6 protein-coding genes, 3 tRNA genes and 2 rRNA genes are annotated in these 14,796 nt (G+C 56.0%); all 11 read left to right on the forward strand.

Going from position 1 to position 14,796, the window contains the following annotated elements:
• Window positions 1-103: 103 nt before the first annotated feature.
• Entirely contained in the window at window positions 104-856 is a 753-nt protein-coding gene (locus tag DA792_RS06665; protein WP_107719214.1) for a cytochrome c biogenesis CcdA family protein, read from the forward strand.
• Between the two features lie 108 nt (window positions 857-964).
• On the forward strand, window positions 965-2,197 hold the full coding sequence (locus DA792_RS06670; RefSeq protein ID WP_107719216.1) for a hypothetical protein: 1,233 nt from the start codon (window positions 965-967) through the stop codon (window positions 2,195-2,197).
• A 20-nt stretch (window positions 2,198-2,217) separates the two neighbouring features.
• A complete protein-coding gene (locus DA792_RS06675) occupies window positions 2,218-3,570 on the forward strand; it encodes a cytochrome P450 (RefSeq protein WP_107722594.1) in 1,353 nt (450 codons plus the stop codon).
• 215 nt (window positions 3,571-3,785) lie between these two features.
• Window positions 3,786-4,832, forward strand: coding sequence for a cysteine synthase A (locus DA792_RS06680; protein ID WP_107719218.1), 1,047 nt, complete (start codon window positions 3,786-3,788; stop codon window positions 4,830-4,832).
• Window positions 4,829-7,267, forward strand: a complete 2,439-nt coding sequence (locus DA792_RS06685; RefSeq protein ID WP_107719220.1) for a DUF3772 domain-containing protein — start codon at window positions 4,829-4,831, stop codon at window positions 7,265-7,267. The genes DA792_RS06680 and DA792_RS06685 overlap by 4 nt, the downstream gene beginning before the upstream one ends.
• Window positions 7,264-7,980 (forward strand): alanyl-tRNA editing protein, encoded by a 717-nt coding sequence (locus tag DA792_RS06690; RefSeq protein WP_107719221.1) that lies wholly within the window; start codon window positions 7,264-7,266, stop codon window positions 7,978-7,980. Before DA792_RS06685 ends, DA792_RS06690 begins: the two co-directional genes overlap by 4 nt.
• Before the next feature lie 149 nt (window positions 7,981-8,129).
• Window positions 8,130-8,219, forward strand: a tRNA-Ser gene (locus DA792_RS06695).
• Between the two features lie 1,240 nt (window positions 8,220-9,459).
• Window positions 9,460-10,927 (forward strand): 16S ribosomal RNA (locus DA792_RS06700).
• A gap of 195 nt (window positions 10,928-11,122) precedes the next feature.
• Window positions 11,123-11,199, forward strand: a tRNA-Ile gene (locus tag DA792_RS06705).
• A 15-nt stretch (window positions 11,200-11,214) separates the two neighbouring features.
• Window positions 11,215-11,290: transfer RNA gene (locus tag DA792_RS06710), tRNA-Ala, on the forward strand.
• 512 nt (window positions 11,291-11,802) lie between these two features.
• A 23S ribosomal RNA gene (locus DA792_RS06715) occupies window positions 11,803-14,683 on the forward strand.
• Together the 16S and 23S rRNA genes with 2 tRNA genes alongside form the textbook arrangement of a ribosomal RNA operon.
• Window positions 14,684-14,796 lie beyond the last annotated feature (113 nt).

Consider the following 14,796-nt stretch of genomic DNA (forward strand, 5'->3'; position numbering starts at 1 on the left):
CCCGGCCGTTTTTGTCTGTATACCCACGGACCCAACGCAAAAGTGAGCAGGCGCGACATAGCGGACGCTTTTCACAGGCGTCGGGACATGGCATGAGCAGGACATGTTTGGAATCGATCTCTTTGACGCAACCCTCTTGCCCTCGATGCTCGTGGCTTTGGCCGCTGGCATGGTGTCGTTTTTGAGCCCATGCGTTTTGCCCATCGTGCCGCCCTATCTGGCCTACATGTCGGGCATTTCGATGAATGAGCTCACCGGCGGCGGGCGCGGGTCGCGCAAGGCGATCCTGCCCGCGATCATGTTCGTTCTGGGCCTGTCCACCGTGTTTTTGTTCATGGGGTTCACGGCCTCGGCTTTTGGCATGTTTTTTCTGAAAAATCAGGAGGTTTTCGCCAAAATCTCAGGCGTTGTGATCCTGATTTTGGGCCTGCATTTTCTCTCTGTCTTTCGTATTCCGGTCTTGGATCGAGAAGCGCGGCTGGATGCAGGCGACAAGGGGGGCACGGCGTTCGGGGCCTATATCCTCGGGTTGGCCTTTGCCTTTGGTTGGACGCCGTGCATCGGCCCGCAATTGGGCGCGATCCTGTCCATGGCCGCTTCTGAGGGCTCGGTCTCGCGTGGCACCATGCTTTTGGCCACCTATGCCTTTGGGCTGGGACTGCCGTTCCTGTTGTCAGCGATCTTCATCACCCGCGCCGTTGGCCTGATGAACCGGCTCAAACGCCACATGGGTCTGATCGAAAAACTCATGGGCGGGCTTTTGGTTTTGGTCGGTCTGATGATGCTGACAGGGGCGTTTACACGCCTGTCCTATTGGCTTTTGGAAACCTTCCCGGCATTGAGTCAGCTCGGGTAACACACCGCTTTGTGTCCCTTTGAGCCAAGAGGGGTCGCGAGACAGAAATTCGGGCTTATTTTGATCACATTTGCGCGCTAAGATGTTTGAAAACCAAAGGGTTCGGGCATGACGGCGCAAGGCAGTGAGGTGGGAGAGCAAGAGGTCAGGCGGCGGCGGGTGTTTTACATCCCCGGCTACGACCCGATCCCGCCGCGCCGCTATCGCGAACTTTACCGCAAAGAAAGCCGCGCTCAGGCGGAGATTTCCGGCTATGAGATTGCGCTGTCTGCCAAGAAAGGCCCGCGGTTTGGCTGGTCGGTGCGCAGCCACATCCACGGTGCACAGATCGAGAGCGAGATCGACGTGTTGGTCTGGTCCGATATTGTCCAAGCCAGCATGGACGCCGGGATTTTACGCACCTATCTGATCCTTGCGCGCACGGCGTGGACCTATATTGGCTCTGGCGCGTTGTTTCGGTTGATGAAATTGCGTCGCGGCCCGGTGTTGGCGGCGCTCTATCCGATTGGTGTCTTGCTGTTGCAGCTTGCCGTGGCGCTTGGGCTGGTCTGGGGCGTGAGCGCACTGGCCGGGATGTTTGGGACGCTTGCCCATTGGGGCGGGATCGCGATCGGGCTGGGCTTGGCCTCTGCGCTTTTGACATGGTTCAAGCGCCAAGATGGCAGGTTTTTCGCCTATTACCTGATGCATGATTACGGGTTTTCGGCGCGCTGGCACGGCGCCGATCCTCCGGCCTTGGTCAACCGGATTGCTGAGTTTCGCGCCGATATTGCCGAGGCCATGCGCCAAGACTGGGACGAGGTGTTGATCGTCGGCCACTCGTCGGGCGCGCATTTGGGCGTGTCGATTTTGGCGGACCTGATCCGCCGAGGCGAGGTGCCGGACGCTGGCCCCGAAGTGTCATTCCTCTCGCTGGGGCAGGTGGTGCCGATGGTGTCCTATCTGCCGCAGGCGAAGGCGTTGCGCCGGGATTTGGCCTATTTATCGGCGCGTGAGGAGGTGTTTTGGCTCGATGTCACCGCACCGGGTGACCCCTGTTCCTTTGCGCTGTGCGATCCGGTGAAAGTCTCCGGTGTCGCACCCAAAGATCAAAAATACCCGCTGGTGATCTCCGCTGCGTTTAAAAACACGCTCTCTCCCGCGCGCTGGAACGCGCTCAAACGGCGATTTTTTCGGCTGCATTTTCAATATCTTTGCGCCTTTGATCGACCCGGCCCCTATGATTATTTCCAAATCACCGCAGGAGGGCACACCCTTCGCACCCGCTTTGCCACGCACATGCCCAGCCCCAGCCGGATCGACATCCCGGCCAACAAATATACGGACATGGCCCCCGAATGACCCCAGACATAAACCCCGATATGATCCCACCGAAGCCGATGCCGCGCCCGGAAAAAACCAGCCTGCGCCAATATGTGAAACTGTTTCGCAAAGACATTCTGTCGGCTCAGCCCGCCAAGCTTTATCGTGCATGGATGGCGGAATATAAGACGCCGTTCTTCCGCTCGTTTCTGGTCAATCAGCCGTCCTTGGTCAAACGGGTGCTCAATGACGAGCCGATGAATTTCCCTAAATCCGCACGCATTGCCGAAGGGCTGCGGCCGCTTTTGGGCCATTCCGTGTTTTTGACCAATGGCGAAACGTGGCTGCGGCAACGGCGGATCATTGACCCGGCCTTTGAAGGCGGACGGTTGAAAGACACGTTTCCGGCGATGTTGGCCGCCGGGCAGGGCATGGTGGAGCGTCTGCGCAGCCAATACGGCGCGTTTGACATCGAACCTCATGCCTCGCACGCAGCCGCCGATGTGATTTTTCGCACCCTGTTTTCAATCCCGATCACCCATCATGTCGCGCGCGACGTGTTTGACGAATTTCAAGCCTATCAACGGGCCCAACCGATCCTCAACATCGCGGCCTTTGTGCCGTTACCGAAATGGATGCCGCGGTTTCATCGCAAACACACCCGCAAGGGGGCCAAGGCGATCCGCCGGTTGATCACGGATCTGACCGCAGCGCGCCAAACCGAGATTGCCGCGGGCACCGCGCCGGATGATCTGGCCACCAAAATCATGACCACCACAGACCCGGTCACGGGGCAGGGGTTTGACACCTCTGAAATGGTCGATCAGGTGGCGATCTTCTTTCTCGCAGGCCATGAGACCTCGGCGTCTGCGCTGGCTTGGGCGCTGTGGCTTTTGGCAGCCAACCCGCAGGTGCAGGATCGGGTTGCCGCAGAAGGCACGGCCTTTGGCGATCAACCGAGTTTCTCGGACCTCTCGAAATTGCGCTATACCAAGGATGTGTTCCGCGAAACCCTACGGCTCTATCCGCCCGTGCCGATGATGGTGCGAGAGGCCAAATGCCCGGTGCAGTTCCGTGAGCGCCAAGTTCCCAAAGGCGCGCAGATCGTGTTGTCGCCTTGGCATTTGGGGCGGCACGAGCGATTTTGGGACCGCCCGGATGCCTTTGACCCGGACCGGTTCAAAACCGAAAACGGCAAACAATGCCTGCGCGATGCGTTTATTCCGTTCTCATCCGGTCCGCGGGTCTGTACTGGGGCGGGGTTTGCCATGGTGGAGGGGCCGTTGCTTTTGGCAATGGTGGCGCGCGCTTTTCGGATCACGACGGTGGCGGAGCAAACGCCAATGCCCGTCGCGCATTTGACTGTGCGCTCAAAAGACGGGATTTGGCTGCGTCTGGAACCGCGCGTTTAACTGTGATCCCGGATGTGAGCGTTTGGCGGATGGCCCCGGCTGAGAAACGTCCGTTCTGAAGGAGCAGCAAAAGCGCGAACAGGCTCCCTGACTGATGGCGCGAGGCTTGAGTTCGGGGAATGCGCGTTCTACACATTCAGGGACTGCTATAGTCTTTCGCACATATCTGTGTCGCAGGTTTGTTGCGAAACGCTTAAGATAAAAGGACGAAACACATGTCTGCGCCTTCCCCGATCAAACGCGATCTGATTGAGACCATTGGCAACACGCCGTTGATCCGCCTGAATGGGCCATCAGAGGCCACGGGCTGTGAGATTTATGGCAAGGCCGAGTTCATGAATCCGGGTCAATCGGTCAAGGACCGCGCAGCGCTTTACATCATCCAGGATGCTGTGGCCAAGGGGCTGTTAAAACCCGGCGGTACGATTGTTGAGGGTACAGCGGGCAACACTGGCATCGGTTTGGCGCTTGTTGGTTCGGCTCTTGGGTTCAAAACCGTGATCGTGATCCCGGAAACCCAGTCGCAGGAAAAGAAAGACATGCTGCGGCTTGCAGGCGCTGAATTGGTTCAGGTGCCTGCCGCGCCCTATAAGAATCCGAACAATTATGTCCGCTATTCGGGTCGCTTGGCCGAAGAACTTGCACAAACCGAGCCAAACGGCGCGATCTGGGCCAATCAGTTCGACAACGTTGCCAACCGTCAGGCCCATATCGAAACCACCGGACCCGAGATTTGGGACCAAACAAACGGCAAGGTTGACGGCTTTATCTGTGCGGTTGGATCGGGCGGGACTTTGGCCGGTGTGGGTTTGGCGTTGCAACCCAAGGGCGTCAAAATCGGCATCGCTGATCCGATGGGCGCGGCACTTTATAGTTTCTACAAAACCGGCGACCTGACCTCAGCGGGCAGTTCGATCACCGAAGGCATCGGCCAAGGCCGCATCACTGCAAACCTCGAAGGCTTCACCCCGGATTACGCCTATCAGGTGCCGGACGAAGAGGCGCTGCCGGTGGTGTTTGATCTGTTGGAGAAAGAGGGGCTTTGCCTTGGCGGCTCCTCCGGTGTGAACGTCGCGGGGGCCATGCAAATGGCGCGCGAGATGGGGCCGGGGCACACGATCGTCACCGTGCTGTGCGATTATGGCACGCGCTATCAGTCGAAACTGTTCAACCCGGAATTTTTGAAGGAAAAAAATCTTCCGGTGCCGCAGTGGCTGGACCGTGGACCGCGTGATCTGCCTGACGTATATGAAGGTGTATGATCACACGCATATTCGTTCGCCTTCTTTTTATTCTCTCCCTCGCGCTGCCGCTCGCCGTCAGCGCGCAGGAGACCGTCGCCCCCGATTATAAAGCCTGGGCGAGCCAGGCCAGTGCCGCCGAAAAGCAATTGGCGGACAGCGGCACGGCCAATGCCACGTTGGAAAACCTACGCGATGAATTGGTCGGGTGGCGCACGCAATTCTCCGACGCCCAAAGCACCAACAGTGCGCGCATCGACACGCTCAAGGCCCAAATCGCCGCTTTGGGGGCTGCGCCCGGCGAGGGGGAAAGCGAAGCGCCCGAGATCGCCAAGCGGCGCAAGGACCTCAATTCGCAATTGGAGGCGGCGCAGGCCCCGGTCAAATCCGCCGAAGAGGCCTATACCCGCGCCAATGGGTTGATCTCAGAGATTGATTCTGAACTGACCTCGCGCCAAACCGACGCCCTGATGAAACTGGGCAGCTCTCCGATCAATCCCACCCTCTGGCCCGAAGCTCTGGCCGCGATCACGCAAACGGGCGTAACCGCATGGACCACAATTTTGGGCAATGCCCGCTCCGAAACCGGGATTGCCAAACTCAAAGCTAACGCGGCCACTTTGCTACTCTATCTGGTGATCGCATTGGTTTTGGTGGCGCGCGGGCGCTATTGGTCTGAACAATTCACCGGCTTTGTCCGGTCCCGCTTTGTCGGGGCTGCCGGGCAGGGCGTGACCGGATTTATCGCCTCGCTGTCGCAAATCATCGCCCCCGTCTTGGGGCTTGTGGCCATTTCCGCCGGGGCACAGGCGTCGGGGCTTTTGGGGCCGCGCGGCGCTCTTTTGTTCAATGCGGTGACCGCTGTTGGCCTGTCCTATTTTGTGTCGCGCTGGGTCGTCGGGCGCACGTTATACGCGGGCGGGCATGATCGGCCTATTTTTGATCTGACAAACGGTCAGCGGGCCGAGATGGCCGGGCATGCCGCCTTGATGGCGGTGATGATTGCGGTTCAATTCATTTTGACCCAATTGGCCGATCTGGATGGCTATAGCGACGACACGCGGGCGGTCTTGTCCTATCCGCTGGTGGTGCTGACCGCGATTTCTCTCTATCGGTTTTCATTGCTTTTACGCAAAGCCTCACAAGCCCCAAACCTCTCGGAGGAGGGTGAGGCCGAAGATGATGCGGGGCCGCAAAGGTTCACCGCGCTCCTGTCCAATATTGTTGCCCGTCTGGTGCGGGTCGTGGCGGTGGCTGCGGTGCTTTTGGGTGCGGTCGGATACATGTCAGCGGCCGTGTCGGCGGTCTATCCAACGGTGATGTCGCTGGCGCTTTTGGCGCTTTTGACTGTGTTGTCGCGTTTGGCCTCTGATCTTTATGCTCTGATCACCCGTCAAAAGGATGACGAGGGCGACGGGCTTGTCCCGGTGCTTTTGACCTTTGCCCTGAGCCTCGCGGCCCTGCCGGTTCTGGCGCTGATTTGGGGCATGCGCAAAGAGCGGCTTTGGGACATTTGGGCCCGGATGCGTGAAGGCGTGCCGGTCGGGGGTGTTGATCTGTCCGTGTCGGTGTTTTTGACGCTGATCTTGGTCTTTGCCTTTGGCCTTGGGGCGACGCGCCTATTGAAAACCGCGCTGTCTACGGCGGTCCTGCCCAAAACCCAGCTCGACAAGGGCGGCCAAAACGCCATCGTCGCAGGCGTCGGCTACGTCGGGGTGTTCCTCTCCGCGATTTTTGCCATCACCTCGGCGGGGATCGACCTGTCGGCATTGGCGATTGTCGCCGGTGCGCTCTCCGTCGGGATCGGGTTTGGCCTGCAGAACATTGTGCAAAACTTTGTCTCGGGCATCATCCTTTTGATCGAACGGCCGATTTCGGAGGGGGATTGGATTGAGGTCGGCGGCCAGATGGGGTTTGTCCGTGACATCTCCGTGCGCTCGACCCGTGTCGAGACCTTTGATCGCACCGATGTCATCGTCCCCAACGCCGATTTGATTTCCAATCAGGTCACCAATTACACCCGTGGCAATATGATTGGCCGGGTCATCGTCCCCGTCGGCGTGGCCTATGGCACCGACACGCGTAAGGTCGAAGCGATCCTCAAAGACATTGCCAACGCCCAACCCATGGTTTCGGTCAACCCGGCCCCACAGGTGTTGTTTCTGAATTTCGGCGCCGATGCGCTTGAATTCGAAATCCGTGCGATCTTGCGCGACGTGACCTTTATCGTTGCGGTGAAAAACGACATCAACCATGAGATTGCCCGCCGCTTTGGCGAAGAAGGCATTGAAATTCCCTTTGCCCAACGTGACATTTGGCTGCGCAATCCTGAGGCGTTGAACCCGCGCAGCCGGGCGGGGACCGTGGCTGCCACAGAGGCGGAAATAGCAACGATTGAGCCCAGCGATTTTGACTCAGAAGATGGGGCAGGCGAGGCAGACGGAGACAGCACATGACGCAACCGCTTTTTCGTGAGGACGCATATCTTCAGGACATCGAAGGTGTGGTCACCGGGCATACGCCCGAGGGTGGGGTGATTTTGGATCAGACGATCTTTTACCCCACTGGTGGCGGTCAGCCGGGCGACAGTGGTCGGTTGATTTGGGGCGACACAGGGCTTGCGATTGCCACGACGGTAAAGGGCGAGGGGGCCGAGATCGTCCTTGTGCCCGCCGAACCTGCACCGATGCCGGAGATTGGCACCAAAGTGATCCAACGTCTGGATTGGGTGCGCCGCCATCGCCACATGCGCATCCACACCGCATTGCATCTTTTGTCGGTTGTCATCCCTTTGCCGGTCACCGGCGGTTCGATTGGCACTGAAAAAGGCCGTCTGGATTTTGCCATGGACGCGCCGCCCACCGACAAACAGGCGCTGGAAGACGCGCTCAATGCGTTGATCGAACGTGATTTGGTGGTCTCGGATGATTGGATCACCGATGAGGCGCTTTTGGCTGATCCGTCGATTGTCAAAACCATGTCGGTGATGCCGCCAACCGGGCAGGGCCGGGTGCGGCTGGTGCGGATCGGGCAGGGGGCCGATCAGATTGATCTTCAGCCCTGTGGCGGCACCCATGTGGCGCGCACCTCCGAGGTCGGGCGCATTCGGTTTGGCAAGATTGAGAAAAAAGGCCGGATGAACCGGCGCGTCACGATTATTCTTGATTGATCGGGTGCGGTTCGGTGCGTTTTCAAGCCATTGTTTTTGCGAAAATGGCGTGCGCACCGGGCTTCTTTTCATGCACTGCATTTTTCTTTGAGAAAATATAGCAACAGGCCTTGCATAGGGCGCGCGCTTCGGGCTAAAGAGCGCTCCACGGACAGGTGGCCGAGTGGTCGAAGGCGCACGCCTGGAAAGTGTGTAGGCGGGGAACCGTCTCCAGGGTTCGAATCCCTGTCTGTCCGCCACTTCCCTCTTATGACTTAGAACCGAACTAACATCTTGAACGCCAAGGTGTTTTCGGGTTTGGCGTTCTACCCATCAGGCTTTGTTTACGTAAACACCGAACTCCACACCGCATTTTGCATGAACACGGTGCCGCTCCCCAAGGGGGCAGGGCTTGTCCGGTTTCCGCGATTGTGTGGGGCGCTGTTCGCCTGTGTATCGCTGGCATCAATCTCGTCCATAAAAAGCCATCAGTGCGCATAGCTCACAGGCCACGTTCATGGCCTTAAGTCTTGAGCCGAGTAAGTTCACCTCAAGAAAGGGTCTGTCGCTGTGGGTCTCATCGAGGCCCGTCGCGGTTTGCGTCTCCCGGTGTGCCATGCAGCAGGGGGCGGGAGTATTTCGCGCAATCCAAACCCCTCGCGGCCCTGCCCAGAGATCAGCGTGCCTCCGCGTCGTGCTCTCTTATGTGGGGCCTGCTTATGTGCCTGTGGATTTGATTGCCACATGATCTGTTGCGTCCCCCCAGGCGTGTGTGAGGCTGTTGATGTTTGGGCGAGTCGTGTGGGTTTGCGTTTTGGAGAGATTCATCTGTGATTCCTGATGTGATTTGTGGTGATTTGGCCTTTGAATACCAAATGTTGCGCGGGGCGGTGTGGATAACCCGGGTCTGTTGCGTTGGCGCCTGACGTGGCGGGTTGGGGTTGATAGGTTTTGGGGAGGGTGCGCAAGAAAAGTCATAAAAAAATATGTTTATTAACAGTGGGTTGCTTTGTTTTTCGATCTATCTGTCATAAAACTGAAAAAAGGGGTTGCGGGTTTGTCGCACTCGCCTTAGAACCCCCTTCACCGGCAGCGACGCAGTCACTGACGGGGCGCTGAACGGGGCGGACGGAACGGGGTCGCGAGAGTGACTTAGGGAAGTTCGGATTGGGACGCGGAAGAAAATTTTGAGGTTTGATCTGGGCGGGCGCGCTGAAGAGGTTTGGCGCACTGGTCTGGTTTTTGTCTCTGGCTCTTTGAAAATTTGGTTGAACGAAGAGATATGTGGGCGGTTTGGTCTTATCGACTGACGAAGCTCAGCATATCGCGCTCTTAGGGAATGGGTTTTACTCGCTACCGATTATAGAGTGTCAGCTTCACTGTTTGTCGGCTTTTTGTTAACTTTGTTAACTGAAGCACAACAAACAGAAGTCCCTACTTATTTGATAGGTAGGGCGATGTGCAGAGGTTCGAACGTCAAGGTTATGCAGTAATGCATTTCAACTTGAGAGTTTGATCCTGGCTCAGAACGAACGCTGGCGGCACGCCTAACACATGCAAGTCGAGCGGGATCTTCGGATCTAGCGGCGGACGGGTTAGTAACGCGTGGGAACGTACCCAGATCTACGGAATAGCCTCGGGAAACTGAGAGTAATACCGTATACGCCCTTCGGGGGAAAGATTTATCGGATTTGGATCGGCCCGCGTAAGATTAGATAGTTGGTGGGGTAATGGCCTACCAAGTCTACGATCTTTAGCTGGTTTGAGAGGATGATCAGCAACACTGGGACTGAGACACGGCCCAGACTCCTACGGGAGGCAGCAGTGGGGAATCTTAGACAATGGGCGCAAGCCTGATCTAGCGATGCCGCGTGAGTGATGAAGGCCTTAGGGTCGTAAAGCTCTTTCGCCTGTGAAGATAATGACGGTAGCAGGTAAAGAAACCCCGGCTAACTCCGTGCCAGCAGCCGCGGTAATACGGAGGGGGTTAGCGTTGTTCGGAATTACTGGGCGTAAAGCGCACGTAGGCGGACTAGTCAGTCAGAGGTGAAATCCCAGGGCTCAACCCTGGAACTGCCTTTGATACTGCTAGTCTTGAGTTCGAGAGAGGTAAGTGGAATTCCGAGTGTAGAGGTGAAATTCGTAGATATTCGGAGGAACACCAGTGGCGAAGGCGGCTTACTGGCTCGATACTGACGCTGAGGTGCGAAAGTGTGGGGAGCAAACAGGATTAGATACCCTGGTAGTCCACACCGTAAACGATGAATGCCAGACGTCGGGTAGCATGCTATTCGGTGTCACACCTAACGGATTAAGCATTCCGCCTGGGGAGTACGGTCGCAAGATTAAAACTCAAAGGAATTGACGGGGGCCCGCACAAGCGGTGGAGCATGTGGTTTAATTCGAAGCAACGCGCAGAACCTTACCAACCCTTGACATCCTGATCGCGGATCGTAGAGATACTTTCCTTCAGTTCGGCTGGATCAGTGACAGGTGCTGCATGGCTGTCGTCAGCTCGTGTCGTGAGATGTTCGGTTAAGTCCGGCAACGAGCGCAACCCACATCCTTAGTTACCAGCGGTTTGGCCGGGGACTCTAGGGAAACTGCCCGTGATAAGCGGGAGGAAGGTGTGGATGACGTCAAGTCCTCATGGCCCTTACGGGTTGGGCTACACACGTGCTACAATGGCAGTGACAATGGGTTAATCCCAAAAAGCTGTCTCAGTTCGGATTGGGGTCTGCAACTCGGCCCCATGAAGTCGGAATCGCTAGTAATCGCGTAACAGCATGACGCGGTGAATACGTTCCCGGGCCTTGTACACACCGCCCGTCACACCATGGGAGTTGGGTCTACCCGACGGCCGTGCGCCAACCTTTCGAGGAGGCAGCGGACCACGGTAGGCTCAGCGACTGGGGTGAAGTCGTAACAAGGTAGCCGTAGGGGAACCTGCGGCTGGATCACCTCCTTTCTAAGGATGTTCCTAGCAGCAAGAACTTGTTCTTACTCGTGGAACACTTAGCAGCTACAGTCCTCACTTAGCCGGATAGGCGGTAGGACATTCAATGTAGCATAAGATCAACGTAATAGTTGATCAAACTCGGACCAGGCCGTCCTCATATCTCTTCGTAACACTAGAATTTACAGGCCACTACCGGTCTGTCTTGGGTCGGTAGCTCAGGTGGTTAGAGCGCACGCCTGATAAGCGTGAGGTCGGAGGTTCAAGTCCTCCTCGACCCACCATCACTTTGTGATAACGGGGCCTTAGCTCAGCTGGGAGAGCACCTGCTTTGCAAGCAGGGGGTCATCGGTTCGATCCCGATAGGCTCCACCATCACTTTGCACTTTCTGCAAGAAAGTGTCAGTCGCGAGAATGGCCATAGTTCGACCTTAGCCGTCTGAATGTATCAGCAAACACTTTAGAGTGTTTTCTCGTCCATTTGGACAGCGGTGCCTCCGCAAGGAGGTGCCAATTGACATCGTATAGAGAGATTAAAATGCAACACTGTTGATCATCACGCGTAAGTGGTTGATCTCAGATGGACTTGCACCCACTGGGTGCGAGAGGCGTTTTAAAGATTGTTTCCTCGATCTTTAATGACGTATCCCTTCTGAAATCGCAGTGTTGTCCAAGTCAAAATACACTAACCGGTTCAAGATCGCACGGTCTTGAACCAAGACGCATCCGCTTCATACGGTGGATGTGATCTTATGTCAGACCTGAGAGGTCTGGCGGGAAAATGTATGCTTTTGGTTTGGAAAGCGCGCCGTCACATCTTACCAGCTTGTGTCGGCCTGCAAGATGGCGAGAACCTTTTGGTTCTCAGTTTTGCTCTTTCTGGATCAAATCAAGCGCGAAAAGGGCGTTTGGTGAATGCCTAGGCAGTAAGAGGCGATGAAGGACGTGATACTCTGCGATAAGTCATGGGGAGCTGAGAATAGGCTTTGATCCATGAATTTCCGAATGGGGGAACCCACCTGACAGTTTGATATAATTGCCTGACCACTTTCGAGTGAGATGGCACTTTATATCCGGCTGAACCAGGTACTTATAGACTGAATACATAGGTTTATAAGAGCAAACCCGGGGAACTGAAACATCTAAGTACCCGGAGGAAAGGACATCAATAGAGACTTCCCTAGTAGCGGCGAGCGAACGGGAACCAGCCGAGCCTGATAAGTGACTAGAACATGTTGGAAACCATGGCCATAGCGGGTGACAGCCCCGTATAGGAAGCTTTGAGGGACGTATTAAGTAGGGCGGAACACGTGAAATTCTGTCTGAAGATCGGGGGACCACCCCCGAAGGCTAAGTACTCCTTACTGACCGATAGTGAACCAGTACCGTGAGGGAAAGGTGAAAAGCACCCCGACGAGGGGAGTGAAACAGTTTCTGAAACCGGACGCCTACAAGCAGTCGGAGGGGCCTTGAGCCCTGACGGCGTACCTTTTGTATAATGGGTCATCGACTTGGTCTCACGAGCAAGCTTAAGCCGTTAGGTGTAGGCGCAGCGAAAGCGAGTCTTAATAGGGCGCATGAGTTCGTGGGATCAGACCCGAAACCGAGTGATCTAGGCATGACCAGGATGAAGGTAAGGTAACACTTACTGGAGGTCCGAACCCACACCTGTTGAAAAAGGTCGGGATGAGTTGTGCCTAGGGGTGAAAGGCCAATCAAACTCGGAGATAGCTGGTTCTCTGCGAAATCTATTTAGGTAGAGCGTCATCCGAATACCCCGGGGGGTAGAGCACTGGATGGGTAATGGGGCCCCACAGGCTTACTGATCCTAACCAAACTCCGAATACCCGGGAGTACTAGATGGCAGACACACAGCGGATGCTAACGTCCGTTGTGAAGAGGGAAACAACCCTGACCTCCAGCTAAGGCCCCTAATTCATGGCTAAGTGGGAAAGCAGGTGGGACGACCAAAACAACCAGGAGGTTGGCTTAGAAGCAGCCATCCTTTAAAGATAGCGTAACAGCTCACTGGTCTAGATAAGTTGTCCTGCGGCGAAGATGTAACGGGGCTCAAGCCATGAGCCGAAGCTGAGGATGCCGTAAGGCATGGTAGCAGAGCGTAGTGTGACATAGGACCTGTCTTTATTACCGCAGTCGAATATTTGGACACGCAAGTGCTCAAGTAGCCGAAGGCGGTAGCACAAGGCATGGTGCTTTCTGTGAAGCCGGCGCGTGAGCGATCCGGTGGAGAGATCACTAGTGAGAATGATGACATGAGTAGCGACAAACAGGGTGAGAGACCCTGTCGCCGAAAGTCCAAGGGTTCCTGCTTAAAGCTAATCTGAGCAGGGTGAGCCGACCCCTAAGGCGAGGCCGAAAGGCGTAGTCGATGGGAACCAGGTTAATATTCCTGGGCCAGTAAGAAGTGACGGATCTCGAGGGTAGTTCATCCTTATCGGATTGAATGGGCTGCTTAGAGGTTCCTGGAAATAGCTCTTACATAAGATCGTACCCTAAACCGACACAGGTGGACTGGTAGAGAATACCAAGGCGCTTGAGAGAACTATGTTGAAGGAACTCGGCAAAATACCTCCGTAAGTTCGCGAGAAGGAGGCCCGGTTCTAAGGCAACTTGGAGCTGGGGGCACAAACCAGGGGGTGGCGACTGTTTACTAAAAACACAGGGCTCTGCGAAGTCGTAAGACGACGTATAGGGTCTGACGCCTGCCCGGTGCCTGAAGGTTAAAAGGAGGAGTGCAAGCTCCGAATTGAAGCCCAGGTAAACGGCGGCCGTAACTATAACGGTCCTAAGGTAGCGAAATTCCTTGTCGGGTAAGTTCCGACCTGCACGAATGGCGTAACGACTTCCCCGCTGTCTCCAACATAGACTCAGCGAAATTGAATTGCCTGTCAAGATGCAGGCTTCCCGCGGTTAGACGGAAAGACCCCGTGCACCTTTACTACAGCTTCACACTGGCATTAGGCCGAACATGTGCAGGATAGGTGGTAGGCTTTGAAGCAGGGACGCTAGTCCCTGTGGAGCCTCCCTTGAGATACCACCCTTGTTCTGCTTGATGTCTAACCGCGGACCGTTATCCGGTTCCGGGACCCTGTGTGGCGGGTAGTTTGACTGGGGCGGTCGCCTCCTAAAGAGTAACGGAGGCGCGCGAAGGTTGGCTCAGAGCGGTCGGAAATCGCTCGTTGAGTGCAATGGCAGAAGCCAGCCTGACTGCAAGACTGACAAGTCGAGCAGAGACGAAAGTCGGCCATAGTGATCCGGTGGTCCCGAGTGGAAGGGCCATCGCTCAACGGATAAAAGGTACGCCGGGGATAACAGGCTGATACTGCCCAAGAGTCCATATCGACGGCAGTGTTTGGCACCTCGATGTCGGCTCATCTCATCCTGGGGCTGGAGCAGGTCCCAAGGGTACGGCTGTTCGCCGTTTAAAGAGGTACGTGAGCTGGGTTTAGAACGTCGTGAGACAGTTCGGTCCCTATCTGCCGTGGGTGTAGGATACTTGAGAGGAGTTGCCCCTAGTACGAGAGGACCGGGGTGAACGATCCACTGGTGGACCAGTTGTTATGCCAATAGCAGTGCTGGGTAGCTATGATCGGAAAGGATAACCGCTGAAGGCATCTAAGCGGGAAGCCCCCCTCAAAACAAGGTATCCCTGAGAGCCGAGGTAGACCACCTCGTCGATAGGCTGGAGATGTAAGTGCAGTAATGCATTCAGTTGACCAGTACTAATTGCTCGATAGGCTTGATTTGATCCAGTAAAAGCAAAACTGAAAAGTTTTACTCACTGTGACAAACAGAAGCATACATACCAACACACAGTATAATGTATCTGACTTGGACAAGGCCGGGCCTCAAACCCGGTC

It is taken from the genome of Celeribacter baekdonensis (genome assembly GCF_003047105.1).
GTDB lineage: Bacteria > Pseudomonadota > Alphaproteobacteria > Rhodobacterales > Rhodobacteraceae > Celeribacter > Celeribacter baekdonensis_B.

Bases quoted from the DNA above. Each gene is read 5' to 3' on its own strand.
- DA792_RS06690 (WP_107719221.1), top strand. From the start codon at position 7,264: ATGACGCAACCGCTTTTTCGTGAGGACGCATATCTTCAGGACATCGAA.
- DA792_RS06680 (WP_107719218.1), top strand. From the start codon at position 3,786: ATGTCTGCGCCTTCCCCGATCAAACGCGATCTGATTGAGACCATTGGC.
- DA792_RS06670 (WP_107719216.1), top strand. From the start codon at position 965: ATGACGGCGCAAGGCAGTGAGGTGGGAGAGCAAGAGGTCAGGCGGCGG.
- DA792_RS06675 (WP_107722594.1), top strand. From the start codon at position 2,218: ATGATCCCACCGAAGCCGATGCCGCGCCCGGAAAAAACCAGCCTGCGC.
- DA792_RS06685 (WP_107719220.1), top strand. From the start codon at position 4,829: ATGATCACACGCATATTCGTTCGCCTTCTTTTTATTCTCTCCCTCGCG.
- DA792_RS06665 (WP_107719214.1), top strand. From the start codon at position 104: ATGTTTGGAATCGATCTCTTTGACGCAACCCTCTTGCCCTCGATGCTC.